Source organism: Acidilobus sp. 7A (genome assembly GCF_003431325.1).
In the GTDB taxonomy this organism is placed as follows: domain Archaea; phylum Thermoproteota; class Thermoprotei_A; order Sulfolobales; family Acidilobaceae; genus Acidilobus.
On record NZ_CP010515.1, the window covers coordinates 325427 to 351201 of the forward strand.

The following is a 25775-nucleotide window of genomic DNA, read 5'->3' on the forward strand; positions in this document are numbered from 1 at the left end:
GGCTTTCAGTTGTAATCCACTACAGTGCCGCACGCCGAGTCGACCTCCGCCGTCTTCACGACCTCCTCAAGGAGCCCCTCTCCCCCGCCGGCGGCGTGGGCAACCATGGCCGCGTAGCCCTGGGAGGCCTCCTTGGTTATCGAGGAGCCCGGCAGCCTGCTGCCTTCGACGACCTCAATGTCAGGCATGGCCTCCATCAAGGCCTCCCTGAGGCTCCTCAGCGAGGAGTACCTGCCGTTCAGAACTACCGTGCCTGCCTCCTTGCCGAGGGGCACGAAGGCCCTGGCCACGTCCTTCACAGCGCCCTCAAGCCACGCCCTGAAGGCTGAGGCGCACGGCTCCTCCCCCGCCTCATACATGCGCTCGGCCTCCCTGAGGTCGTGGAGGCCGCAGACCTCGGCGAGGCCCCCCTTGTAGACGTCGAACCTGGCCCAGGAGGGCGCCCCTACAACTACCTCAAGGTCCATGGCCCCCGCCGTCAGGGGGCCGTAGGAGGCGTAGGTGCCCCCTATGCCGTCAACGACCTTCCCCCTGAGCACGCTTATGGCTGAGTTGTAGCCGAAACCGAGCTCCAGGATGACGGCGCTGACCTCGCTCGGCTGGAGGCCCTTGGACTTGGCCAGGTGGTGAACGGCTATGAGGGCTGATGCGAGCTTGTCAGCGGTCCCCATGTCGACCTTGTTGTACTTCCTGTAGGCCGGCACGGTCCTGAGAAGTATCACAGAGGGCACAAAGGCCGCCCTGAGGTTGGCCTTCGAGAGCTGCTCAACTACGAAGGCCAGAGCCTCGTAGACCTTGACGCCCAGCTCCCCTGAGGCCTTGGCTATCTGTTCAGGGGTGCTGAGGAGCAGGACCTCGTAGACAAACCTCGCGGGGTCCCTGACCTCGTCAGCCCAGCTGAAGGGCACGCCGTAGCCTGAGGGCGCAGCTATTACATCTGGCCTTGAGGCCTCGACTGCCCTCATGAGGCTCTCTGGGTCATCAGCCACCCTGGCTGCGGGTACGCTGGCCTCATAGACTACCCTATCACCGTCGACAACCGCTAAGTCAAAGGTTCCCGTGCCTGGGTCTATGCCTAGGGCCCTCAAGGTGAGTCCCTCGCTCAGTTAACATAACCGGTCTGAGCTGAACGAGGAAAAAGCAAGGACAAGCATGAGCGCCGCCCACCCGATAAGGCCGGCTGAACCCTCTGAGCCCAGCCCCACCAAAGGTCTGCCTTATCCCTAGCCCCTGGGCCTCGGGCGATTGGGAGCGGCGGGCTGAACCGCTCGGGCTTGCGCCCTCGCGGCTTACACCCCCGCCCCATCAACCCCGTCTTCTACGGGAGCCCTCGTCGCCCTCCCGGCAGAGCCGGGAAGGACGAGCGGCCGCCTATTTTTGGGGTGGGGTTCCCGCTTAGATGCTTTCAGCGGTAACCCCTTACGGCGTGGCTGCCCGGCTTGCCCACCAGGACAGCCGGTAAACTAGAGGCCGCGGCGCCCCGTTCCTCTCGTACTGAGGGCACCTTCCCCTCAGGCGGCCAGCACCCCCCGCGGGTAGAGCCCAACCTGTCTCACGACGGTCTGAACCCAGCTCACGTTCCCCTTTAATGGGCGGGCAGCCCCACCCTTGGGGGCTGCTGCACCCCCAGGATGGGAAAAGCCGACATCGATGTAGCAAACCGCGGGGTCGATAGGAGCTCTCGCCCGCGACGACTCTGTTATCCCCGGGGTAACTTTTCCGTCGTGCCCGGCCCCCACCGAAGGGGGCACGAGCGTGCGCTAGGCCGCGGTTTCCCGTCCGGGCCCCATGCAGTTAAGGGCCCGGTCAGGCCGGCTTTTGCCCTTGCGCTCTACGGCGGGTTTCTGACCCGCCTGAGCCGACCTTTGGGCGCCCGTGTTACCTTTTCGCGGGCGTGCCGCCCCAGCCGAACCGCCCACCTACCGCTGTCCCTGGCTTGCGCCAGGTTAGACCCTCAGGCAGGGGTGGGTGGTGTTTCATTGACGCCTCGCGGCCTCCCGAAAGAGGCCGCTCACCGGCTCCCACCTACGCTACGCGCCCCCGCCCGAGGGTCAACGGCAGGCTGCGGTGAAGCTCCACGGGGTCTTCTCGCCCTGCGGGGGGATGTGGGGCTGTGCACCCACCCAGTAGGTTCGCGGGGCCCCAGGCCGGGACAGCGGGGACCTCGTTGATCCGTTCATGCGCGTCGGAACTTACCCGACAAGGCATTTGGCTACCTTAAGAGGGTCAGGGTTACCCCCGGCCTTCAGTGGCGCTTCGCCCGGTTGAACCCGGGTTTCACGTACCACCAGTGGCCAGGATTCACCCCCCGTACACACCCTTTCGGGCTAGCGGGGAGCTATGTTTTTGTTAAACAGTCAGGTCCCCCTTGTCACTGCGACCTGCGGACCCCGGTTTTTGCCGAGGACCGCAGGCACCCCTTCTCCCGAAGTTACGGGGCCAGTTTGCCGAGTTCCCTGGCCTGGGTTGACCCCCCGACGCCTTGGGCTCCTCACCCAGGGGCACCTGTGTCGGTTCTCGGTACGGGCGTGGGGGATCCTTCCTGGCTCCCTTTTCAAGGGCCCCAGGGCTCGGCGGAACCCGCCAAAGGCGGGCCATTCCCCCCTTCAGCCGCTTCTCGCCGTTACGGCACTCCACGGCCTTCGGGCAGTTAGCTGGGTCGCCCCCGAACGGAGGCCCCCAGTCCGCCTACCCCGAGGCGTCGGGAGCCAGGCCTTGGGTTACCCCGAAGCGTACCCCCACGGCACGGGAATGTTAACCCGTTTCCCCTTCCCGGGCACCGGTTAAGGGCCCAGTTAGGACCGGCTAACCCCCGGCTGACGAACGTTGCCGGGGAACCCTGGCCCTTCCGGCGGCGGGGATTCTCACCCCGCTTCGCTGCTACTACTGCCGGGATCAGCACTCGGAGCGGCTCCACGGGACCTCACGGCCCCGCTTCTGCGCCACCCCGACGCCCGCCTACCGCACGCCCCCATCCCGGAGGCGGCCCGAGGTCTCGGCGGCCGGCTTAGCCCCGACCAATCTTTGGGGCCCCCCGCCTCGGCGGGTGAGCTGTTACGCACTCCTTAGAGGATGGCTGCTGTTGGGCCCACCTCCCCGCTGTCTTAGGCGAGGGACGCCCTTCGAATGGCACTTAGCCGGCACTTTGGGGCCTTAACCTCGGTCTGGGTTGTTCCCCCCTCGGCCCCCAGCCTTACGCCGGGGAGCCCCACTCCCGCCGTCTTCGGCGGCCGCAGGTTCGGAGTTTGACTGGGTGCCGGAGGGTTTCCCCTCCTGGTCAACCCAATCAGTAACTCTACCCCACGGCCAGCCTCAGGCGAGGCTGGGCTCCGGCCCACTTCGGCGGGAACCAGCTATCACCGGGCTAGATTGGCCTTTCACCCCTAGGCGGGGGTCATGGGAACGAGTTGCACGTCAGAACCCCTTCGGCCCTCCACGGAGGTTAGCCCTCCGCTTCGGCCTGCCCCCGCCTAGATCGCCCGGTTTCGGGCCTCACGGCCGTGACTCCGGGCCCTGTTAGGACCCAGCCCCTCGCCGGCTTTCGCCGGCTGCGGGCCTTTCGGTTTCCCTGCGCCTTCGGGGCTGACCCCCTTAGGCTCGCCACGACCGTGAACTCCCCGGCCCGTGTTTCAAGACGGGAGGCGTGACCCCGGTCAGCGCCCCTCGTACTCCTCGGTCACCCGAGTTTCCTTCGGGGGCCTCACCCCTTTAGGGCCACGCCCTTTATCGCCGCCCGGTTTCAGGCTCTTTTCGCCCCCCTACTCGGGGTCCTTTTCAGCTTTCCCTCACGGTACTTAGTTCGCTATCGGTCTCGGGACGTGTTTAGCCTTGGAGGTCGGTGACCCCCACCTTCCCACGGCACAACCAAGCCGTGGTACTCTCCTTCGCGGCGCGGGCCACCGCGGTTTCGCCTACGGGGCTATCACCCTCTACGGCGGGCCTTTCCAGGCCTCTTCGGCTACCGCGGCCCGGCCCGCTGGGGTTGCCCCCCGCCGCGAAGGCAGCGACCCCTCATCTCCCTACGGTTGTCCCGCAGGGAATTGGATTGGGCTCTCCCCCTTTCGGTCGCCCCTACTCAGGGGATCTCGATTGATTTCTCTTCCTGCCCCTACTAAGATGTTTCCGTTCGGGGCGTTCCCGCCCCTTACGGGGCGCGCAGGGCTGTTCGCCCTGCGCAGGAGGTCCCATTCGGGGATCCCGGGTTCAGCGGCTGCATGCGCCTACCCCGGGCATTTCGCTGCTTGCCGCGCCCTTCCTCGGCGCCCGAGCCGAGCCATCCACCGGACGGCTACGGCGCCGCAAGGGCCAGGGATAAGTCAGGTGCCCCTGGTGGGGCCAGGCCCAGATCTGGGCGCTGGCCCCATCGGGTGGGCGGCGCTCATTGGGCCTCAGCTCAGAGGCCCTAGCGCCCTTCGCTCACAAGCTTAGCTTGTGAGCTGCATCGGCGTCAAGGGGTCCGTGGGCTTTCACGCGACAGGGCGCCCAACTGCCGTCGAGAGGTGATCCAGCCGCAGGTTCCCCTACGGCTACCTTGTTACGACTTCTCCCCCCTCGAGGGGGAGAGGTTCGACCCCCTCCCGAGGGAGAGGGCCTCACCCCTCCCCCTCTCGGGTGGAGCGACGGGCAGTGTGTACAAGGGGCAGGGACGTATTCACCGCGCGATGTTGACGCGCGGTTACTAGGGATTCCAGGTTCATGGGGGCGAGTTTCAGCCCCCAATCCCGACTACGGCGGGGTTTCAGGGATTGCCTCCCCCTTTCGGGGTCGGATCCCGCTGTCCCCGCCATTGTAGCCCGCGTGCAGCCCGGGGGTTTAGGGGCATGCTGACCTGCCGTGGCCCCCTCCTTCCTCCGCCTTAGCGGCGGCAGTCCCCCTAGTGTGCCCCCACGGTCGCCCGCAGGGTCGCAACTAGGGGCGGGGGTCTCGCTCGTTGCCTGACTTAACAGGACACTTCACAGCACGAGCTGGCGACGGCCATGCACCTCCCCTCAGCGCGTCAGGCAAGGTCATTAGCCTGGCCGTCATCCTGCTGTCGCCCCCGGTGAGGTTCCCGGCGTTGACTCCAATTGAGCCGCAGGCTCCACCCCTTGTGTGCCCCCCCGCCAATTCCTTAAAGTTTCAGCCTTGCGGCCGTACTCCCCAGGCGGCGGGCTTAACGGCTTCCCTGCGGCACCGGGCGGGCTCTAACGCCCGCCCGACACCTAGCCCGCATCGTTTACAGCCGGGACTACCCGGGTATCTAATCCGGTTCGCTCCCCCGGCTTTCGCCCCTCACCGTCGGGCGCGTTCCAGCCGGGCGCTTTCGCCACTGGTGGTCCCCCAGGGATTATCGGATTTCGCCCCTACCCCTGGGGTACCCCCGGCCTTTCCCGCCCCCTAGCCCCGCAGTATCCCCCCCACTCCCTGGGTTGAGCCCAGGGCTTTCAGGAGGGACTTACGGGGCCGGCTACGGGCGCTTTAGGCCCAGTAGACGTCCCGACCACTCGCGGGGCTGGTATTACCGCGGCGGCTGACACCAGACTTGCCCCCCGCTTATTCCCCCGCCTCCTTGCAGCGGGGAAAAGCCCCCTTACGGGGGCACTCGGGGTGACCCCGTCACGGTTTCCCGCATTGCGGAGGTTTCGCGCCTGGTGCGCCCCGTAGGGCCTGGGCCCTTGTCTCAGGGCCCATCTGGGGGCTCCCGCTCCCACGGCCCCTACCCGTCGTCGGCTTGGCGGGTCATTACCCCGCCAACTACCATGATGGGGTGCAGCCCCATCCTCGGGCGGACCCCAGGCGATAACCCCCTGAGGTCCCTTTCGGCAAGAGACCCTTCCAGGCCCCCTTGCCTATGGGGGATTAGCCCCAGTTTCCCGGGGTTGTCCCCCTCCCGAGGGTAGGTTAGCTACATGTTACTCAGCCGTGCGCCGCGCCCAGCGGCGGCTGGGCGCGCGACTCCCATGGCTTAGCCTCACCCCGATAGCAGTCGGGTCCGGCAGGATCAACCGGAGTTCAGCCGCAAGGCGCGGCTGAGGCGGTTGGGCACACCTGCCGTTACGTGGCCCACGGGCCCCTGTCAGACCTAAGCGTCCCTGGAGTACCACTTCCAGGGTTTGCTTAGGCCCCCATTTACTCAGCGTCCTAGGCCCCTGCTCGGGGCCGTAATCTCTTCTTTCTGTGCCAGGGTTAATAACGTTTACGAGTAGCTGACACCTCGCGACAGGAATATATTGCAATGCCTTGCACGCCCGGTGTCCCCGCAGCCAGAGGCCGGGCCTCATGCTGGGAGCGACGACTCCCCGTTAGCCCAGCGCCGCCGGGCGAGCAGCTGCGGGGCCACCTCTACGTTGGCGGCCAGGCCTTTTAGGGCTGACGGAGCCTAGGCCCTCAGAAGCCCGAGCCTCCTGGCAAGGGCCTCCCAGTCAAGGGCGAAGACCAGGAGCCCAGCCACGACGCCAGCGACGCTGACGGCAGCTATGAGAGCGAACTCTGACAGCCTGAGGGCTGACGATATGAAGCCAATGGTAACATTGAGTATGTAGACCTCCATGACAGTCTTTATCAGCTTCGCTGCGGCTGCCATGAGGCCCATCAGTTTAGCCCTCATGCCTGAGGCGCCTCCAACCATGTAGACGAAGTCGTCAAGCGGCAGCACGGGCACTATCGCTGCCACGAAGGCAAACAGGTAGGCCCAGCTGGAGTTAGCGTACCTTGAGAGGAACCTCACGTTCCTGTTCCTCCTCAGGACCCCCTTGAGGCCGATGCCGAGGTAGTACATGACCAGCTTGGCTGCTGCTGCGCCGAGGGACGCGGCTATGACTGGCGGCCAGAAGCCGAGGCCGCCGTACTTGACCTCTAGGATGACGACAGTGACGTAGGGAGGGGCGCCAAGGGGTACCAGGTTAAACACGAGGGCGACAGCAAAGCTGGTCAGGATGACTTCGAGTGCCCTCAAGGCCTCACTCGCTCATCCTGGTCACTGCCTCCACCTGCACGTCCTCCACGTCAGGCACAGACCTCAGGAACTCCTCGAGGGTCTCAGTGCCTCCCTCCACGTCCTCAGGCATCGCTATTATAAGTTTCAGGGCCTTGAGGCCGAAGGCTATGGGCTCCTCGCCCGAGTTGAGGACCTCGTAGCCCTGCGGCAGCGAGCCCTTTATCCTGTTAAGGAGGTCACTGAGGTTGACGTCCACCGAGGAGGGCGTAACGCTCACCAGCACGGCGACCCTTGCCATTCTGTCCACCTCATGGCCCAACGAAGCCGCAGTTGGGGCACCTGTACGGAGTGCCCTGCTTCCTGCACTTGGCGCAGCGCCAGAGGAGGGCCTTGCCGCAGTTGGGGCAGTAGAAGGCCACGGCCTTCTCCTTGGGGTGAATTATCCTGCCGCAGCTCACGCAGACTGGGGGCTGAACGGTGTCAAGCATGTCTATCTTTCTCACGAGCGATACCGACATATCCTTACTCCCGCCAGTCCGTGGACGCTCCCAGGTATTTTAAGCCTGCCTACGGCCTTCCCGAAGGCTTAGCGTGGCGCCTTCCGCAGCTGTTTAGAGTTTCACATAGTTTTTAGGGCTCAATATATCATCATGTCTATCGGCGAGGTCCCCTTGAGGGGTGAAGAGCCGCCAGCCCCCAGGGCTACTCAGGGCGTGGGGCCCCAGGTAACCCTGAGCGCCCCAGGCCCTATGAGGGCCCCGAGCGGGGCGCGGGGAACAGGGGGTGAGGCGATTACTGTAAAACGATGAACCCGTGTAGGAGCTGAACCCCTGGCGCTACCTGCCAGCGCCTGCTCCGTCGGCTATGAAGGAAGCCCTTAGCCCTCGCCCCCTGATGGCCACCTAGGCCTCATGAGCCCCTGGGCTAGGCCTCTCCTAGCGCGCGATACAGAGGCCCTGCCGGGCAGCCTGAGGGCCACCTCCGAGGGGTCAACCGCGCCGACTATCTCAACGTCCTTGGCAACCCTTGAAAGCTCCTCAACTATTTCCTTGGCAACGTCCTCAACCTTCCCATTGCCTGGCGTCACCCTGAGGTATGCCACCGCCTGGGGGGCCACAACGCTCTCAGGCCCAACTATAACCACCGGGAGCCCCTCCTCATCTAGGGCCACCCCAAGATATACCTCGACCTTGAGGGGCCTCAGGTAGTTCTTCTTGCCGTAGACCATGAAGGAGCCCTTCGTCAGGTACTCGCCCGAGGGCGGGCTCTTCGACACCTGGGAGCCGTAGGCCCAGTAGACGCTGACGCTAGCCATGCCCTCCTTCCAGGCCCTGCTGTAGGCTGCCGTGAGCGTCGCGGCCTCCTCAACGTCCTGCTCAGTGAACTTGCCCCCGGGGCCAGTCATGAGCACCACTGCAGGGGCCCCGTGAACGTCGGCATGGAGGAAAACATCATTGGGTCCCAGCATTCTCCTAACAAGGCTCTCGTTTTGGTCTGCGTCCCTCCCCCCAACCGCAAGTAGGCCTGATGACGTTACAAGCCAGTGGTACCTCTCGTACCAGGCCCTCCGCCTGCCCCTAGCCTTAGCCCTCAGCTCCTGGAGGGCGAGCTGGCGCTCCAACTCCTTCAGCCTGGCCTCTATGTCAACCTCCGACCTCTGGGCCCTCTCGGCCTTGGCCCTCAGCTCGCCCGCCTCGCGGTAGAGCCTCTTTATGGCGTCGTCCACGCTCTCGTAGAGGTAGACCTTGACGTCAATGCCCGAGAGCTCAAATACCGCGTACCCCTGCCTCCTGTTGACCTCCTTGGCGCCGCAGCCCTCCCCTCCCTCCCTTATGCACCTGAGGGCGCCCGCGACGTCATGATATGTCGAAGCTATGGCATTTGCCTGCGCCTCGAGGAGCTCGGCCTGCTTAAGGTAGTCCTCCGCCTCCCTCCTGGCCCTCTCAAGGCTGCTCATCAGCTTGGCCCTCTCGGCCTCAAGGGGGCTTGGCCTCCTCGGCGCTGAAAGACTGAAGTACAGGTCCAGCGCCTCGTCGAAGCTGTTGAAGGCCTGCTCCCTCATGCCCGTAGCTGATGTCACCCTGAACGGCGTCGCCTGTGCAGGGGCCCCGTCAGGGCCTATGTAAACGTAGCCCCTCCCCTGAAGCGACTCGTCAAGTATCGTCCTTAGAGCGCCCGTAAGTCCCGCCAGGTCCTGGGACCCCAGCGACTGGGGGCTCACGTCAGCCCTGAGCCCGGCCCTGAAGACGGCCTCCTCCGCGGCCTCGCCTGGGACCCCCAGGGAGAGCACGAGGGACCTTACCAGGTCCTTAGCGCCTGAAGCCCTTATTCTCATCCCAAGCTCCTCAGGGTTAAGCGTGAAGGGGTTCTCGGACCTCAGGGGCGGGTATGAGTACTGGAGGCCCCTCTTGACGCTCCTGTCCTTGGCCTCAAAGTATGAGGAGGCCGAGATCACCTTGCCGTCCGGCGAGACAAGAGCTACGATGCCCCTTGGCAGGAGCTCCGCGATAACCCTGTGACCGTCCTCGAAAGCTAGCTCCACGAGCCTATCAAAGCCTACCTGCTTAACCTCAGCTATCCTCAGGTCCCTTATCGACTCCCTCATGGCTTTGGCCAGGGGGCCCAGCTCCCTGCCTGGCTGATACCTTGAGCTCAGGTGAACCCTCACGGCGGGCTGCATGACGAGGAAGTCGCCGTGGGGCACCCTAACCCTTAGGGCCAGCGCGTCGTCCTGATACACGTTATCGACCCTCTGCCCCCTGAGCTGGCCGGCGTTCGCCGTGACCCAGGCCATCACGTCAAGGGAGCTCATTGACTTCCTGGCCAACTAGGCCACCCTCTCTGACCTGAGGCCCTTGAAGAGCCAGCTAAAGTCATCGTAGAGGGAGCAGTCTATTATAATGTCTTCGCCCTCCCTTATCACCGAGAGCCCCTCAAGCGGGTTACTGGGCGGCTCCGGCAGCCCCCTGGGCCTCTCGTGACCTGCATATATCAACCTCCTCTCCCCCTTCCTCCACCAGTACCTGCCGTAGTACTCATAGACCCTGACGACGCCGTTTAGCCTCTTGTAGACCTTGTGGACGGGCTTAAGGTAGTAGCCCTTTCTTGAGGCCACCTCATTATACCTGTATATAGCCTCCTTTACGTAGCTCAGGACGGTAAGTATAGCGCTGTAGCCGCCGTAGACCCTGACCCTGCACTGGGGCTCACTCGGCTTTTCCCGCTCATCCCTTTCAGGTCGCCTCGTCGCAGGTTCCATCACAGCCCCTTTACTGCGTCCCCGGCCAGGGCTAAATTAGCTGAAGAAGGCCTCCAGGCCAGCCTTGACCTCCCTGACCCAGACAGGGGCCCTGTTAAGCGGAAAGGCCACGTTGTACACAGGAACTCCAGCGACTACGGTGAACCTTGAGCCCTTGTGGGCGTGGCCGTGCACGGCGATGGTTGGCCTCTCCTCAGCTATGACCCTCTCAAGCCTTGAGCTGTAGAGGTTCGCATAGAACCTTGGATCCTCACCCTTAAGGTTGCCCCTTGCAAGGGCATAGTGGGAGAGGAGCACGGTGACGTCAGCCGACTTCTTGGCCTCCCTTATGAGGCCCCTGACAACCTCCACTCTCCTCCTGTAGACCTCCTCTATTCCCTTAATGTGAGCCTCCTGCCACTTGGTCGGCCTGTCAAGGGCCCCAGGGGTGCCCACAACCGCCACTTTAACGCTGCCGCAGGTGTAGACTCTCAGCTCGTCAACGAGCCAGTCCACCTGCTGGTACCTTCTCCTCAGCTCGTCCCACCTGTCCTGGAACTCGTCGTTGCCAAACGTAGCAACTATCTTAACGTTAAACCTCTCCTCTATGGCTCTGAACACGGACTCAGCCATGGCGACGTTGCCCCTGTCGACTATGTCGCCCGCCAGGAGGAAGAGGCATGGGCTCTTCCCCAGGCCCGCGAGCGACTCCGTGAATTCCTTGAGGTACTCTGGCGAGTGAATGTCGGACGAGGCCAGCAGTCTCAGCTCCAAGGGCCCTCCCAGCTGAATGCTAGCTCAGGGAATTTTATTGTGTGGTTATAACTGCGTGTACTGGCATCTAATGGAGGGCCTGTGATGGGCGATGGGCAGCCCGAGCGGTGAGGTCAAACGACTTCCTGAGGCCCGCATTGGTTAATAACGCGCTCAAGGCCCCCCTTCTAAGGTTGAGCGCCTTGGAGCGCGTCGCTGACCCCGTGGAGCAGGCAACGGCTGTGCTCTCGAAGTACCCGCTGTGCGATAGGTGCCTTGGAAGGCTCTTCGCGGGCCTGGGGCGAGGCCTTAGCAACGCCGAGAGGGGCAGGGCGCTGAAGCTCTCAATTCTTATGAGGATCCATGCGGCCGCCCTCGCGGGCCAGGCGCCAGGCTACGCCAAGGAGGTGCTGACCAACATGGGCCAGACGGCTGAGGGGCTATATGAGCAACTCTTCGGCTCTAGGCCTGAGAGGAGGGCCTGCTACATCTGCAACGACAAGCTTGATGAGTTCCTTGAGAGCACGCCAGAGAAGGTAGCGAGGGCCGTGAGGGAGTGGGGAGGGACTACATTTCTGGTCGGGGCCTCTGTTGACCCGGAAGTGGTGCAGCGCGAGGAGAAGCTGAAGGCCGAGTTCAAGCTGGCCCTTGGGGAGTCCATAAAGTCGGAGATCAAGAGAGAGGTGGGCAAGAGGGCCCAGGCCCTCGGGCTTAGGGTTGACTTCGCTAGGCCTGACGTCGTTGTGCTGGTGCGCTTCCCCAGCGGCGATGCTGAGCCTCAGCCCAGGAGGCTCATGATAAGTGGAGTATACAGGAAGCTGAGGAGGGACTTGAGCCTAAGCCCGCGCGAACCCTCGCTTAACCCCCTGACTTCAAGGCTCCTGGAGATGACACAGTCGTCCAGGGTTGGCATCAAAGGCCTTGTGAGGGATGAGAGGGGTGTCAGGGCGCTCGGCCTTGGTATACCCGTGACATTCCTACTCGGCGGCTCCCGGGTCAGGTCAGCGCCCCCTGAGGGCACCGTGATAGAATCAGAGGGCGCCTCACTTGAAGTCAAGGGTGACGCCGCCGCTGTGGCTGATGAGGATCTATCTAGAAGGGTCAGGGTTTACAGGTGCGTCATCTATGCCGAGGGCGCCTCGCCCGCTGAGGTCAAGCTAGCGGCTGAGTCCTTGAAGGGCAGGGAGGCCAGACAAAAGGTTATGGGAAGAACTGTGAGCGGCGTCGTGAGGGAGGCCGCCTGCAACATAGTTGGGGACCTGGTGGAGTGCCTCATATCCCTTGACGAGAAGCTCTATGTTATGGAGCTCGTGAGCGGAAGGGGCTCTGAGCCCAGCCTGAGCGGCCTGCTGGGCAAGGAGGCCACGTGCGTCGAGGCTGACCTCCTTGGGGTCATAAGCCTCAGGTGAGGTCCATGTACTACGCCTTGAGGGAGGTCCTGGGAGGGCTCATAATACTCGTAATCTTAGTGGGGCTCATATTTAGGTCCAGGTACTTCCACAACGTACCTATATGGACTATAATGTCACTGGCTGCCTTCATAGCGATAGTTGGGGGCCTTGTCAAGCCTAACAACGTTGAGAGCTACGTTAACTGGGACGTCATACTTTTCCTTATAGGAATGTTCAGCATCGGAGCCCTGGCAGAGGAGTCCGGCCTGCTGGAGTACGTTACCTACGCCATTGCCTACAGGGTTAATGATAGGCTTATGCTTGTGGTTGCCCTCACCGCGGCCCTAGGCCTGATGGCAGCCCTTACAGTTAACGACGCGGTGGCAGCCATGGGCTCAATGATTATAGTGCCCATGGCAAAGGTGATAGGTATCGACCCAGAGCTTGCCATACTCGTGCTGGCCTTTTCAATAACTATAGGCTCTACCATGACCCCCCTTGGTAATCCCCAGAACATGCTTATAGCCATAGGATCTGGCGTGAGGGCCCCTCTGAGCACCTTCCTCCTCTACCTTGGCGTGCCGACCGTGGTGAACCTTCTTGTGACTGGCTACATCCTTGCTAAGATCTACGGCGTCAGCCACGGCAAGGTTACGTTGTACAAAGTGCCTGAGGAAGCGATAAAGAGCAGAAGGGATGCCATGCTTGCCGCAGCAGCTATAATCATAGTAATAGCGGCCCTCGCAGTTGATGACGCCCTTGAGCTGCTCAGGAGGCCTGCGCTAACTGAGATAGGAGTTATACCATTTACGGTTGCCGCAATAATATACGTTCTTTCGAGCAACCCAAGGGATATGATAAGCAGGGTAAACTGGAGCACTATACTCTTTTTCATAGTAATGTTCATAGCTATGGCCGGCGTCTGGGACTCCGGCGTCCTCCTGCCTCTCATGCACGCTTTCCTGCCAGCTGTCAGTGGGACCGTTGACGATGCTATCAGGATAACGGCGTCCTCACTTGTCCTGAGCCAGGTCCTTAGCAACGTGCCGTTTGTGGAGCTCTTCATGATCTACATGCAGAGCATAGGGTTCGCCTCGTCAAATTACCTGGCGTGGCTAACCCTTGCCATGGCGTCAACTATAGCTGGAAACCTCACAATACTGGGGGCCGCCTCTAACGTCATAATCCTGGAGACCACGGAAGCCAGGTACGGGGTCTCCGTGAGCTACTGGAAGTTTATGAAGATAGGGAGCCTGGTGACGCTGATAAACGTCATCATATACTTGGCTTACATTATTCCCCTGGCGCTAGTGCTTCACATAGCACCCTACTGAGCCTTGCGCTCGCCCCTCACAGCGGCTGGCTTAAGCTTCCTCGACTTGAAGAGCTCCATCCTTTCCTTAGCGTCGCGCGTCAGTACTAGCTCAGCCAGCCTGTCAATGACCTCCCTCACGGCCTTAGCGTCTATGTCCCGTTGTGTGAACTTCTTTATTGACTCAAGCGCCTCGTCTGGGAAAGAGACCAGCGTGCTGAGTATGTCATCTACGGTCTGATCAACGTCCGACTGAGGCACCACCTCGTCAACTATGCCGAGGACTGCCGCCTCGCTCGCGGATAGCCTTCTGCCCGACATAGCTAGGTACCTAGCCCTCCTGTAGCCGAGGGCCCTTGTGCCCACGCCCAGCAGGAAGGGCGGTATGAGGCCTAGGGCCACCTCGGGGAAGCTTATCCAGGAGTTCTCTGCTGCAACTACTATGTCGCAGGCCAGCAGGAGCTCGGCGCCCCCTCCGGCTGCGAGGCCCTTAACGGCACATACTATGGGCTTGTGGCAGCTGCTCATGGCAGTAAACACGTTGTATATCTTTTCAAAGAAGCCCTTCGCCTCCTCGGGCGTGTAAAGCCTGTACATAGCGTCTATGTCATCACCTGAGCTGAAGGCGCTCTCGGTGCCTGTCAGAAGTATTGACTTGAGTTCAGTGGAGCAGCCACGGTCGAGCTCCTTAGCTAGCGCATCCCACATCTCGTCATTTATAGCGTTGAGCTTCTCGGGCCTACTTATGGTAATCTTGTAGGCCAGGTCCTTATAGGGCTCCCCGTATACATAGCTGGGCATCTGAGTCCCAGCTTTTCGTATAGGCTTGCTGAAAGTATTTGAGCTGTTGCACATGAGATGCTATGTCGCCTGAGGTCACTAAGCGCTAGACGCGCCGGGGGTGGGATTTGAACCCACGCGCCCCTGGTGGAGCAACGGGTCTCCAGCCCGTCCCCTTGGGCCGCTCGGGCACCCCGGCGTCGCTGCAAATAGTAAGGCTTGCGCCTTAAATCTATTCGCAGTCGTTCCAAGCCTTGAGTGAGCATAACATGGCTTTAGAGCTCTCACTTAGTTTAACTACATCGGTGAAGGCTTTTGCGCTGCCAGGCAAAGCTTGAGGACTACACATCAATGACTTGTCGTGTTATTGTTAAGGCGGCTTCGGCCGCTAAGCCTTGCCAGACTTCCACATACGTGGGTAGACGCCGCGTGGCATCACAATGCGCTTAGGCTTAACTGCTATCCCCTTCTCGCTCCTCATTATCTCGTCAGCACCCATCGCAGCCTCGCCAAGCCCTACCAGCTCACCCTTAAGGGTCATCATCGCGACCTGGCTACCCGCCTTTACGTCGCTTGTGAGCAGCGATATGCCTGGAACGGCCAGCAGTGCGCCGTTCACGACGCTCTCAACGGCGCTGTCCCTGAGCACCACCTTAGGTAGCTCGCACACGGCAAACTCCCCTGGCATTACGACATTCCTGAGGTAGTCGCACTTGCCCTCCACCTTGAACCTGTAGACCGCCTCGGAGAGCTGCTGAAGCGTCACGAGGCCGTGGTCCTCGTCGAAGGGACCCGTCTTAACCCTCCTGAGCTCCCTCATGTGAGCCCCAATGCCGAGGACAAGTCCCATGTCCCAGCATAGCTTCCTCATGTATGTGCCGGGGTCCGACTCCACCCTGAGCAGGGCGAGCCGACCCCGGGCCTCGAGGAGCTCCATGGAGTATATGTTCCTCACCCTCAGGGCCCTCTTGACGTTGCTCCTCACAGGGGGCCTCTGGTATATCAGTCCCGTGAACTCCTTCACCACCTCCCTGAGCCTGTCCTCGCTGACGTCGCCATGAAGTTGCATGACGCAGATGTAGACCTTCCTCGAGTGCACGACCGAGCCCATTATCTTCGTCATGTTTTCAAGCGCTATCGGTAGGACGCCCGTTACCTTGGGATCTCCCCGCCCAGCCCCATGGGGCTGGGCTCAAGGGTCCCGCCGTGCCCAGCCCTCTTCACCCCCAGGATCCTCTTGACCCATGCCGTCACCTCATGACTTGTGGGCCCTGGGGGCTTGTCAATGTTGACCACCCCGTAGCTTATATGTTGGGGCAATGGCCTTGCTGTAGGGATCGTCCCGTAGTCCGGCGACGTGTCCTCGGGAAGCTTCTCAAGCCACTCAGCGCTGTGGCCGCAGAAGGCGTTCACAGAGTTCAAAAACTCCCTTCCAAGCCTTGTTACATCTGAGCTCAAAACTCAACACCGGCCTCAGGCTAAGGCCTTCTCAAGCTTGACGCGCTCCCTCATGAAGTCTACTAGCCCTGCGGCCTCTATGGCTTTCATTACCTCCTCGTCGCTGGCCCCCTTGTTTATCTGCACAACCTTGTCAAGTGACACTATATGCGATATGTTTACCCTCCTCCTTCTGACGCCGGTCAGGCTCTTAGGGCCTGTCACCAGGACTGTATTCTCGTCAACTATGTCAACTATGACACACTTCCTGCCAACCTCACGCCCCCTAGTCTTATAGCAAACCCTGCCAACCTCTATGGCCGGCATCTTAAGGTCCCCGGAGAGGCTGAGGAGTGCCTTTGATTTAAAACCGTTCCGCTAATCGTTGGTCTAGCCAGGCCTTAGGCTTCTACGACACCTTGTAGTCCTCCGCGCGTTGTTAACGTGTGGTTGGACTGCTGGAGCCTAGAAGTGCCTCCCACCCGCACATGAGCAGAGCAACTTAGCTTACCTTTGTCGCTAAGTCAGCCTGCCTCAGGTCGGTCTCCCTAATCTCCTGGTCCCCAACTATGAAGTACGTGCCGCTTGCTCTAACCTCCTTCTTCCACACTGGGGCCTCATGCTTCACGTGTTCAACCAGCCACTCGAGAGCAGGGAAGACGTTCTTGCGCGACTCCCCTGAGACCCCAACAACCATTGTGAGCTCACCAGGGTTCCTGACGCCGACGAAGTGAACGACGCAGACGCGTGAAAGCGAGAACTCCTTTATTGCTTCATAGGCCAGCTCCTTAAGTTTAGGCTCCATGAGTTCCTCCGAGTGCTCATAGTCAAGCTCTTTAACCACCTCACCCATGTTGATGCCCCTCACTACACCGATGAAGAAGGCAACAGCGCCGACTTTGCGGTCGCCCGCGTAGAGGAACTTTGTGAGCTCGGAGAGGTCAACGGGCTCGTTACCCTTGGCCACCCTTACCAGGACCCTCTCGTCGCCGCCCGAGGAGGGCGGCAGGACATGGACCACCCTGGCGTCGGCTGGCAGGGCCTGCGAGAGCGACAGGGCCTTACCGTCAACCACTACCTGCAGCCCTCCCTTAAGCTCCCCCATGAGCTTGCCAAGCCCTAGCGAGGAGAGGGCCCCAAGCAGGTCCGCCACCCTAGCCCCTTCCTCCAGCTCCAGCTCCAGCTCGCCCCTTCCCATGGCCTCACGCAACACGGAGTAAAGCTTCACTTTAACCCTCATCAGGCTATCACCTTTGAACGGCCTTCCCTTCTCTTCTCGACAGCCTCGCGAAGCTCTTTAGAGATTTGTTTGATAGGCCCCTCTACACATGAAGCGTCTGACCTCTCAACGAGGAGCCTTAGAAACTTGGAGGCACAGCGGGCGCTGTGGAACTCAAGCACGAGGTCGCCCCTCCTTATTACAATGCCCTGGCCCTCGTGGAAGGGCCTGCCGCACACAATGCAGGTATGAACCTCCTCCTTTGCCATCTACGGAGCCCTGGCTAGCGTGGCGCGCATTCTATTTAAGGTCAGGCGGCCCAGAGGTAGAAGGTTTGCGCCACGCCTAGAGATGGTAGAGCAGACATGCCAGAGGTGCAGCTGAGGCCTGAGATACTGACCCTTATGAGCAGGAGGGGCTGGAATGGCCTCACGCAGATGCAGGTGAGGGCAGCCAGGGCCATATTGGCTGGCAAGAACGTCCTGATAATGGCCCCCACGGGCGAGGGCAAGACGGAGGCCGCCCTGCTGCCCCTGCTCACAAGGGTAGCAAACGATGGGGACGCAGAGCCCGTGGCAATCCTCTACATAACACCCATGAGGGCGCTTATAAACGACCTCCACAGGAGAGTAAAGTATTGGGCTGAGCCTCTCGGCCTAAATGTTGCCAAAAAGCACAGCGACGTGCCGAGCTCCGAGAGGTCACTGCGCCTGAAGTCACCCCCTCACATACTTCTGACAACCCCGGAGAGCCTCGAGATAGACCTTGACTGGGCCCCAAGGTTTAGGGAATATTACAGAAACCTGAAGGCCGTGATCATCGATGAGGTCCACGAGCTTTTCTCGTCAAAGAGGGGGGCGCAGCTGGCGCTACTGCTAGAGAGGCTCATGAGGCTTGCCGGTGACTTCCAGAGGATAGGCCTCTCGGCCACTGTTGGCAACCCAGAGAAGATGCTGAGGATCCTAAGCGGGAGCAGCTCTAGGGAGGCGGAGGTCGTAGCTAGCGAGAGCAGGAGGCTGTTCACCTTTAACGTTAAGTATGTTGGCAACCTAGAAGATCCATGGCCTAAGGTCGCTGAGGATGTGCTCTCAGAGGCGGCTGGCCCAACTCTGGTGTTCACTAACAGCAGATACGCGGCTGAGAAGTTAGGCCACGAGCTTCAGAAGAAGAGCGCCAATAACGTGTACGTGCACCACTCGAGCGTCTCGGCCGAGATAAGGGAGAACGTTGAGGAGAGGCTCAGGCGTGGCGAGGACCTAATGGTTGTCTGCACTAAGACGCTGGAGCTAGGGATAGACATCGGGTCTATAAGGAAGGTGCTTCAGATCAGGGCGCCAGGCTCCGTCGCAACCCTTATTCAAAGGGCTGGCAGGAGCTTTCACGTGCTGGGCGGCACGTCAAGAGGGACCATAATTAGTCTTGACCCTGTTGATCTAGCAGAGGCGCTGGCAGAGGTAAAACTGGCTCTGTCAGGCTACGTTGAGGACGACACTATAGACGAGGCTCCAGTGGAGGTAGTTGCAAAGGAGGTCGTGGGTGCAGCTCTGTCGAAGGAATCAAACCTCAGCGTAGAGGAGTTGTACAAAACCCTGAGCGGTTCACCGCTCTTTAATTTGAGCCAGGAGGAGTTCAGGTCCCTGATAAGCTATATGAAGAAAAACGGCGTCATAGATGTAGGTGACAATTATACGATAAGAGTTGGCAAGTCATTTTTCAAGATCTGGAGGCTTCGCGGTGACAGCTCCTCCAGATCGTGGTCCCCTAGGGACTTTGGCGACTTCTTCTCAACTATTCCAAAGCGTGACATGTTTGCCGTGAGGTCACCCACCTCCGTTGTAGGGTATGTTGACGCCTACTTCGTATACCGCAACCTCAGGGTGGGGGACGTCTTAAGGCTCGCAGGCAGCTCATGGAGCGTGAGCAGGATAGACGAGATTAGCCAGCACGTTGAGGTAGTGCCAGCCCCTAACAGCCCTGGCGAGGTGCCCCTATGGAAGGGCGAGGGGCTTACAAGGTCCACAGAGGTCTCAAGGGAGTTCTACAGGGTGATCTTTGAAGGCGTAAGGAACGCTGACCTAGGTAAGGTTCTGGAACCTATAGCTTCATGGTACAGGGCTCGCGGGATTGTCATAGGGCCCGCTGACCTCGTTTATGAGAAAGTTAACGGGGAGCACATACTTCTAGGACCTCTTGGCTCAAAGGTCGCGGAGACCCTTGCTATAGCGTTGTTCTACCTTTCCATGAAGCGCAGAGGCATGGACGTCTACTACAGGCCCTCCTTCTTTGGCATAAGCATCGCCGCTGGAGACTATGATATAGTATCAGCACTGGAGGAGCTGAGTCCCGAGGACCTGCGGAGCATCATCTATGATGCCCTAGATTACCTGCCCATTTTTTATGAGCACGTGATGGAAGCAAGGTATGACCTAGGCAAGATAGGTGAGCTTGACAGCGACGCTGACATGCCGCTCATCAGCGAAGTTAAGAAGTTTATTGTAGATGAGGAGCTTGACATAAACGGCGCTGTCTCCCTGATAGAGGCCATCAGGGCTGGAAAGGTAAAGGTTCACAGAATAGATGGTGGTCCCTCGCCTCTGGCAGGGGAGATGCTCTCCATACCTCCTGTGAGGCCTTGGGTTCAGGACCTCGCCAAGAGGTTAGCTAAAATGCTTAAGGACTGGGCCTTCACAGCCATAGAGATAGCTGAGGAGCTAAAGCTGTCTGAGAAGACGGTGCTCAACAAGCTGAAGGACATGAGGCGCCCAGAGTACGGGGACCTGAGAGTCGTGGCGTTCATTGATACAAACAGCGACGAGTGGAGGTGGACCCTCTCCTCCTACTTTAACGCCATCGCAACAATGGAGGACTTCAGCGACAGCTTTGCACCATTGGACACCGACGCTGAGCTTAAGGTCAGCGTCAGAAAGGACCACTTGTGGAAGCCCAGGGAGACACTAGTTAAGGTTAAGGACGTGATGGAGAGGTGGACCGACATTTACCCCTACATAGCCTGCTCCGACGAACTTTATGAGCTCAAGGTCTCGCCTGCTGGCTACTACAGCGACTCCGAGGGCTCTGTCGTGTATCATTATGTTAACGCCAGCCACGCGAAGCTCCTGATATTAAATGCCGCCACCTTTATACAGAGAAGTGGACAGAGGTCACAGAGGGTGTCAGTTTAATGTCTGGCTGCGCTGAGGTGGAGCGTCTAAGGGTAGTGGGCTCGAAGGCCTCCCTTTCTAAGGACTCCAGCATTAAGGCGCTGTCGTCTTCTATCATTAGCCTTGCTGACGTTCTTGAGAAAGTCTGTGACATGGTCAGCGCAGGCAAGCTACAACTGTTAATCGATGATCTTGAGGCGGCAGTTAACTCGGCCGATGTAGCGGCGGCTTCTACTGCCCTCCACAAAATAAGAGACTTCGCCACCATGTACGGCAGAGCTACGCTGCTGCGGGTAGCCCTGGCCACCATTAGGCTAACTGCTGGCGTCTCGCTGATAATTTTTGCTTTCGTTTCACTTCTAACAGCAGCCACACCTCCTCAGTTCGAACTGGCGCCCCTAATTTTAGGCCTTGGAGTTGCAGCCAGCGCGCTTTACAGGAGAACTGAGGCCGACGCACTCCTAATAGCGGCCTCTCTAGCCCTCATATTCAGCGGCGTCTACCTCTCGCTGGTAGCCGGCCCACTTCTAGCTGCCGCAGGCGTCGGCAGCCTGACTATAAGCTTCTTGGGCTATAGACTAAGCGGAAGGGCTTAAGTGAGCCGCAACCAAGCCCTCTTAAAAGTCCCTATAACGTTGGCTCGCTCTTGGGAGGCTACCAACAAAAGCAGCTTCAGCCTAAGCCTCCACCAGTTCGTCGGCTTTCAACGAAGGCGCCTCCTCCAACAACGTCTCACCCCACAGCTCCCTTTTAAGGAGCTCCCTTACTGCAATCCTTATGACCTCGCTTCTGTTTGTGAACTTCTCCTCCTTAACGAGCTCATCTATGGCCTTCACGTAAAGCTCGGGCATCTTCACAGTTACGAGCTTCAAGCAGATCACCGCATAAAAGCTTATAACCTCTGGTTTTAAGAGGTAAAAGCCCATCCCCGTGCCCTTTTTGTGACCATACTAGACATAGTCTAACTTGTAGCCGGAGGGCCTAACATTAACAGGTTGTTAAAAGGCGCTAGAAGCTCTTAACCCCTTCCTCACAGAGGCATTGGGGTTATATAATGCGCGCGGAGGTGGAGACGGGCTCCAGGCTCCACGGAGGCTTCTACTACGCGGCTGGCGACTGGAACGTCAGGTGGGGCTCGCTCGGCTTTTACATCGACAAGCCTAAGTTCAGGGCCGCCGTGGAGCTCTCTGATGAGGAGAAATACAGGGGGCCACCAGAGCTCCTTGAGTATGTGAGGAGGGCTGCCAGGGCCGCCGGCGCCAGCGGGTTCAATGTTGAGGTGCTTGAGAGCCCACCTCTTCACTCTGGCTTCGGCACGGGCACGCAGGTGCTCCTCTCAATATACATGGCTATAAAGTTGCTGAAGGGCGAACAGCCAGAGCCAGCCGAGGAGGCAACGCTGAAGCTAGGAAGAGCTAGGCATAGCGGCGTTGGAACATTGCTATTCAAGTACGGCGGCTTTGTGATGGACGCAGGCCTTCCTGGCAGGCCGACGCCGCTCCTGACGCTTAAGGTGCCCAGCCAGTGGAGATTTGTCATAGCGCTTCCCGGCATGGAGAGGGGGCTCAGCGAGGAAGAGGAAGAAAACATCATGGATAGAAAGCAGTGGAGCAACAGTGAGTCAAACATAGGCTTCATGGCAGAGGGCGCGCTCAGACTGGCAGCCGGCATAGCAAGGGGCGACATAGATGACGCCCTCGAGGGCCTGAGGTTAGTCCAGAGAGGCACTGGCATACTATTCTCGTCCGTTCAGGGAGGCGAGTTCAGGGGCAAGCTGGGCGAGCTGGCCGCAGAGGCCTGGCGCAGCAGGGTTATACTGGCTCAGTCAAGCTGGGGGCCAGCCATGTACACCATAGTTGAAAATGAGTATGAGGCACAGGGCGACGTAATGTTGATGAGGGAGGTCATGAGCACCGTCGGGCTCAGCGGCACAGTAATTGTGACGCCGCCAAGAAACTATGGGGCCATGGTAAAGCTTGTCGAGTAGGCCTTAGTCAGTTTAGGCCTGCTCCTGCTGCGCCTCAGGCTGCTGAGAGCCCTGATGAGCCTGACCCTCGGTCTGCTTTGTCTCCTGAGCCTGTGAGAGCATCACGTTCACTACCAGCTTGACCTCCTTAACTTCAAGGAGAGAAGAGAGGTCCCCCATGAGGAGCTGGAGCCTTGACTCAAGGTCTGACAGCCCCAGGATCTCCTGTGGTAGCTGAAGCTCTATCTTGCCTGCGTCGCTCTGGCTCACGGTCACCAGGTCGCGGCTAATCGGCATATACCTTGTCACTAGGTACTTCACCTTGTCCTCCAGTGTCTCAAGCTTGCCCACAACCTCGAGCTCTACCTTAAGGTCCTTGCCTGCCAGGGGGTGATTGAAATCTATGTAAGCGAACCTCTCCGTGACGCTCCTTATCACGCCTACCCTACCGCCTACTTCGACCCTCCTTCCAACGACTGGTGGGATGCCGTACCTGTTAAGCTGCTTTATGGGAAGCCTTATGACCAGGTCATCACGGTACGGCCCGTAGGCCTTGTCAGGGCTTGCCACGAACTCCCTCTTCTGGCCTACGTCCATCTCCCTCAGCTGTTCGTCGATTGCCTTTATGACCTGGCTTCTTCCTAAAACGACAAGGTACGGCTCGTACTTCCTGTTAGCGTCATATATTCCGGCGCTCTTGGCCACGTCCTCCTTGTTTGTGTCCCCCACAACCTCCCTGTCGCCGCTCTTCACGCTTATCACGTAGTTTATGAGCACGAAGTCGCCGTCCTTTATTGTCACCTACCCTCCCCTCCTCAGGTACCAGCCCAGGTCCTTCACTGGCTTAACCCTGGCAACACTCCTAGATTTAAGTCTAATGCGGGAGCCGATCCCCCACCCCAGTGGCTCTAATAGGGTGTCGAGAACCACCGAGAGGCCCTCTCTAAACTTAACTATGTGATCCTCGTCGACCTCCTTACCGTAGAGGAACACCTTAGCTCCATGCTCATCCAGAACCGCGCAGTCCATTAGAATGAAGCATTTGCTTGCAAGCCTTTGGGCCAATGGAAGACCTGGGTGGAAGCCCTCCCTGTCAATGTAGCCTATGTAGAAACCGGCTGAGTAAAGGGAGCTGAACCTTGTGGCCGCCTCCTTAACGGCTCCCGTGATGTCAAAGATATCAAAGTATTTGCCCTCCGGTACCTCAATAGCGTAAGGCCTCGAGACCACAGCTTCTAGCCTAACACCAAGTGACCTACTGAAATCCTCCAGCATCTTCAGCTCATCCTCGGTTAGGTGCCTTAGCCTAGGCGCCTCATGTTGCATATGAAGAACCCCTCCGTCCCCTGCCGGTGCGGGAAGAGCCTGCCGCAGCCCTTGACCCTATCGTCAAACTTAACGCCGCGGTACTCCTCAAAAGCCTCGCTGAGCGGAAACCCTGCAGGCCTCTCGGTCGCCACATAGTCTCTATCCTGAAGAACCTTGTGCACAACATACTCGCCCTCCTCCACAGCGGTGGAGCAGGCGGCGTAAGTTACGGAGCCCCCAGAGCCTACGGCGTCTAGGGCCTTGTTAAGGAGCTCTAGCTGTAGGTAGTGGATTCTTTTTAGGTCTGAGAGTGCTGTCTTAGTCTTCCTCCTCTTATCCTTCCTTATTATGCCCTCGCCGCTTGATGGGGCGTCAAGCAGAACCTGATCAACCTTAACGTTAAGCTTCAGGTTCCTAGCATCTGACTTTATTATTATGTAATTACTAAAGCCCATCCTCTGAAGGTTTGACCTCAGCGCCCTGACCCTGTCCCTCTTGGGCTCCACAGCTATGAGCAGCGCTGAGTCCCTGGTAAGCTGGAGTATCTGCGTCGACTTGCCGCCTGGGGCGGCTGCCATGTCAAGAATTGTGGCCGAGGGCCTGGGTCTCATGATATAGACAACCAGCATGGAACCTGGGTCCTGCAGGTAATAGTAGCCCTTCAAGTACTCGTGGGTCGCCCCAGGCGATATGGGCGCCTTTGTTATTATATAGCCATGGGGGAGGAAGGGCACCCTCTCGATCTCGAAGCCGGCCTCGCCAAGCCTTGCCTCAAGCTCCCCGCAGCTTATCTTAAAGTCGTTACACCTGATGGTCTCTGACATAGGCTCCTCATTAGCCTCCAGTAGCTCCTCGGCCTCACCCCCTAGCAGCTCAAGGTATCTCTCAACTATGTAAGGCAGGTAGCCGTAGCGCTCAGCGAGCCTTCTAGCCTCTGGCGTCGACCTGTCGCTGAATATCAGCTCGTCGCCCTTCTCCCACTCATGCTTATCCAAGCTCAAGCATCACCTAAAAACCCAAGCAACATATGTGCTGAGGGGAATTTAACTTGAAGAAGTACAAGAGACTGGTGTTCCCAGGCAGGTTCCAGCCGCCCCACATGGGCCACATAAACGCCATCAAGTACGCCCTCGATCTGGCGGACGAGGTCGTGGTAGTTATAGGGAGCGCGCAGGACAGTTTCTCCATAAGGAACCCCCTCACGGCTGGCGAGAGGCTGATGCTACTTAAGGTTGTGCTAAGCCATGAGTTTGGAGAGGACTACTGCAAGCGCGTTTATTCAGTGCCAATAGCTGACGTAGAGATGAACAAGGTCTGGGTCCAGTACCTCAGGATGATGCTCGGCGACTTTGACGGCGTCGTGTCCGGCAACCACCTGGTGCTCCAGCTCTTCAGAGACGCCGGGCTGGAGGCCTTACAGCAGCCTATGTTTAACAGGGGCGAGTGCAACGGCACAAGGATAAGACAGCTCATACTTAGCGGCTCCGACGAGTGGACCCGCTGCGTCCCAAGCTATCTGCTGCCGGAGCTTGACAGACTGAACTTCGTTGAAAGGCTTCGCTTCGTAGCCTCAGAGACCTAGGCTGTGAAGTTAATATGGCTTAGGCCACCTAAAGGTCTTGCCATAGTAGAAGTCGTGGCTATATCTAGCTCTAACTTCATCGTTGAGGTCAGAGAGTTTCCTAAGGTGAAGCGTAAAGGGTTTTTAAGACCGAGTTGGCCACCAACACTTTATGACCGCTTGTATTTAAAAGCTACCTAGCCTTATATTTCGCGAGGTCTTTGAAGGGGGTGAGTCGCTTGGAGCTGAAGGTTATAGACGTCCCCATACCTGAGGGCTCTAACGTTATCATAGGCAGAAGTCACTTTATCAAGACCGCAGAGGACCTCTACGAGGCACTTGTGACATCATCTCCAGGTATAAAGTTTGGGCTCGCCTTCTGTGAGGCCTCAGGCAAAAGGCTCGTGAGGAGGGAGGGGAACGACGAGGAGCTCATAAAGACGGCCACTGACACCTGCCTTAAGATAGGGGCCGGCCACGTCTTTGTGATATACATAAGGAACACCTACCCAATTAACGTGCTTAACGCGATAAAGCACGTCCAGGAGGTCGTATCTGTTGACGTGGCTACGGCTAACCCCGTTAAGGTCGTGGTCGCCGACCTAGGCGAGAGCAGGGCGCTCCTAGGGGTCAGCGACGGCTTTAAACCTCTCGGCGTCGAGAGCGACGAGGATGTGAAGGAGAGGAGGGAGTTCCTAAGGAAGATAGGTTATAAACTATGATGCCCCACGCT

The 25775-nt window shown here is 59.3% G+C and carries 24 protein-coding genes, 1 tRNA gene and 2 rRNA genes; 7 read left to right on the top strand and 20 right to left on the bottom strand.

The window, feature by feature from the left end; genetic code table 11:
- Positions 1-5: 5 nt before the first annotated feature.
- The 9 genes from SE86_RS01610 to SE86_RS01650 all read right to left on the bottom strand — a co-directional run bounded on the left by SE86_RS01610 (position 6) and on the right by SE86_RS01650 (position 10928).
- Positions 6-1088, bottom strand: a complete 1083-nt coding sequence (locus tag SE86_RS01610) for a DUF1464 family protein (protein WP_158543073.1) — start codon at positions 1086-1088, stop codon at positions 6-8.
- A 137-nt stretch (positions 1089-1225) separates the two neighbouring features.
- Positions 1226-4305, bottom strand: a 23S ribosomal RNA gene (locus SE86_RS01615).
- Positions 4306-4494: 189 nt separating this feature from the next.
- Positions 4495-5991, bottom strand: a 16S ribosomal RNA gene (locus SE86_RS01620).
- Together the 16S and 23S rRNA genes form the textbook arrangement of a ribosomal RNA operon.
- 367 nt (positions 5992-6358) lie before the next feature.
- Complete coding sequence (locus SE86_RS01625; protein WP_117354011.1) at positions 6359-6934, bottom strand: hypothetical protein; 576 nt, start codon at positions 6932-6934, stop codon at positions 6359-6361.
- A 4-nt stretch (positions 6935-6938) separates the two neighbouring features.
- The gene (locus tag SE86_RS01630) at positions 6939-7214 is read right to left on the bottom strand and encodes an elongation factor 1-beta (RefSeq protein WP_117355036.1); all 276 of its coding nucleotides are present in this window, start codon (positions 7212-7214) and stop codon (positions 6939-6941) included.
- Between the two features lie 10 nt (positions 7215-7224).
- On the bottom strand, positions 7225-7434 hold the full coding sequence (locus SE86_RS01635; protein ID WP_117354012.1) for a zinc finger domain-containing protein: 210 nt from the start codon (positions 7432-7434) through the stop codon (positions 7225-7227).
- A 359-nt stretch (positions 7435-7793) separates the two neighbouring features.
- The gene (gene rqcH, locus SE86_RS01640; RefSeq protein WP_117354013.1) at positions 7794-9743 is read right to left on the bottom strand and encodes a ribosome rescue protein RqcH; all 1950 of its coding nucleotides are present in this window, start codon (positions 9741-9743) and stop codon (positions 7794-7796) included.
- The gene (locus SE86_RS01645) at positions 9744-10175 is read right to left on the bottom strand and encodes a hypothetical protein (protein WP_211096647.1); all 432 of its coding nucleotides are present in this window, start codon (positions 10173-10175) and stop codon (positions 9744-9746) included.
- A gap of 36 nt (positions 10176-10211) precedes the next feature.
- Positions 10212-10928 carry a metallophosphoesterase gene (locus SE86_RS01650; RefSeq protein ID WP_117354014.1) on the bottom strand — a complete coding sequence of 239 codons (717 nt, stop codon included), beginning with the start codon at positions 10926-10928 and terminating at the stop codon, positions 10212-10214.
- A gap of 182 nt (positions 10929-11110) precedes the next feature.
- Here SE86_RS01650 and SE86_RS01655 point away from each other — a divergent pair, with 182 nt between their 5' ends.
- Positions 11111-12316, top strand: coding sequence for a THUMP domain-containing protein (locus SE86_RS01655; protein ID WP_158543074.1), 1206 nt, complete (start codon positions 11111-11113; stop codon positions 12314-12316).
- A gap of 5 nt (positions 12317-12321) precedes the next feature.
- The gene (locus SE86_RS01660; protein ID WP_117355038.1) at positions 12322-13632 is read left to right on the top strand and encodes an SLC13 family permease; all 1311 of its coding nucleotides are present in this window, start codon (positions 12322-12324) and stop codon (positions 13630-13632) included.
- On the opposite strand, the gene SE86_RS01665 is transcribed toward SE86_RS01660, so the two are convergent.
- From SE86_RS01665 to SE86_RS01690, 7 genes are all read right to left on the bottom strand, one after another.
- On the bottom strand, positions 13626-14411 hold the full coding sequence (locus SE86_RS01665) for an enoyl-CoA hydratase/isomerase family protein (protein ID WP_158543075.1): 786 nt from the start codon (positions 14409-14411) through the stop codon (positions 13626-13628). The genes SE86_RS01660 and SE86_RS01665 overlap by 7 nt on opposite strands.
- Positions 14412-14503: 92 nt before the next feature.
- Positions 14504-14589, bottom strand: a tRNA-Ser gene (locus tag SE86_RS01670).
- 189 nt (positions 14590-14778) lie between these two features.
- Positions 14779-15513 carry an RNA-guided pseudouridylation complex pseudouridine synthase subunit Cbf5 gene (locus SE86_RS01675; RefSeq protein WP_236747339.1) on the bottom strand — a complete coding sequence of 245 codons (735 nt, stop codon included), beginning with the start codon at positions 15511-15513 and terminating at the stop codon, positions 14779-14781.
- A gap of 29 nt (positions 15514-15542) precedes the next feature.
- On the bottom strand, positions 15543-15848 hold the full coding sequence (locus SE86_RS08095; protein ID WP_211096648.1) for a hypothetical protein: 306 nt from the start codon (positions 15846-15848) through the stop codon (positions 15543-15545).
- 15 nt (positions 15849-15863) lie between these two features.
- Positions 15864-16154, bottom strand: coding sequence for a 50S ribosomal protein L14e (locus SE86_RS01680; RefSeq protein WP_117354017.1), 291 nt, complete (start codon positions 16152-16154; stop codon positions 15864-15866).
- A 175-nt stretch (positions 16155-16329) separates the two neighbouring features.
- Complete coding sequence (locus SE86_RS01685) at positions 16330-17067, bottom strand: molybdenum cofactor biosynthesis protein MoaE (protein ID WP_117354018.1); 738 nt, start codon at positions 17065-17067, stop codon at positions 16330-16332.
- A complete protein-coding gene (locus tag SE86_RS01690; RefSeq protein ID WP_117354019.1) occupies positions 17067-17315 on the bottom strand; it encodes a hypothetical protein in 249 nt (82 codons plus the stop codon). Before SE86_RS01690 ends, SE86_RS01685 begins: the two co-directional genes overlap by 1 nt.
- A 96-nt stretch (positions 17316-17411) precedes the next feature.
- Between SE86_RS01690 and SE86_RS01695 the strand changes: the two genes are divergently transcribed.
- A complete protein-coding gene (locus SE86_RS01695) occupies positions 17412-20228 on the top strand; it encodes a DEAD/DEAH box helicase (protein WP_117354020.1) in 2817 nt (938 codons plus the stop codon).
- A 35-nt stretch (positions 20229-20263) separates the two neighbouring features.
- Positions 20264-20803: a hypothetical protein gene (locus tag SE86_RS01700; protein ID WP_148666739.1), complete on the top strand. Its 540-nt coding sequence runs from the start codon at positions 20264-20266 to the stop codon at positions 20801-20803.
- Positions 20804-20884: 81 nt separating this feature from the next.
- Here SE86_RS01700 and SE86_RS01705 read toward each other — a convergent pair whose 3' ends face one another.
- Complete coding sequence (locus SE86_RS01705; RefSeq protein WP_236747348.1) at positions 20885-21088, bottom strand: ribbon-helix-helix domain-containing protein; 204 nt, start codon at positions 21086-21088, stop codon at positions 20885-20887.
- A 173-nt stretch (positions 21089-21261) separates the two neighbouring features.
- Between SE86_RS01705 and SE86_RS01710 the strand changes: the two genes are divergently transcribed.
- A complete protein-coding gene (locus tag SE86_RS01710) occupies positions 21262-22194 on the top strand; it encodes a hypothetical protein (RefSeq protein ID WP_148666740.1) in 933 nt (310 codons plus the stop codon).
- Between the two features lie 12 nt (positions 22195-22206).
- On the opposite strand, the gene SE86_RS01715 is transcribed toward SE86_RS01710, so the two are convergent.
- Genes SE86_RS01715 through SE86_RS01725 form a run of 3 tightly spaced genes read right to left on the bottom strand, consistent with a single transcriptional unit; the run spans position 22207 to position 24476 of the window.
- Positions 22207-22974, bottom strand: coding sequence for a peptidylprolyl isomerase (locus SE86_RS01715; RefSeq protein ID WP_117354024.1), 768 nt, complete (start codon positions 22972-22974; stop codon positions 22207-22209).
- A complete protein-coding gene (locus SE86_RS01720) occupies positions 22975-23448 on the bottom strand; it encodes a hypothetical protein (protein ID WP_158543076.1) in 474 nt (157 codons plus the stop codon).
- A 26-nt stretch (positions 23449-23474) separates the two neighbouring features.
- A complete protein-coding gene (locus SE86_RS01725) occupies positions 23475-24476 on the bottom strand; it encodes an RsmB/NOP family class I SAM-dependent RNA methyltransferase (protein WP_211096649.1) in 1002 nt (333 codons plus the stop codon).
- 53 nt (positions 24477-24529) lie between these two features.
- Here SE86_RS01725 and SE86_RS01730 point away from each other — a divergent pair, with 53 nt between their 5' ends.
- Positions 24530-25063: a nicotinamide-nucleotide adenylyltransferase gene (locus SE86_RS01730; RefSeq protein WP_117354027.1), complete on the top strand. Its 534-nt coding sequence runs from the start codon at positions 24530-24532 to the stop codon at positions 25061-25063.
- Between the two features lie 209 nt (positions 25064-25272).
- The gene (locus SE86_RS01735) at positions 25273-25764 is read left to right on the top strand and encodes an adenosine-specific kinase (RefSeq protein ID WP_117355039.1); all 492 of its coding nucleotides are present in this window, start codon (positions 25273-25275) and stop codon (positions 25762-25764) included.
- Positions 25765-25775 lie beyond the last annotated feature (11 nt).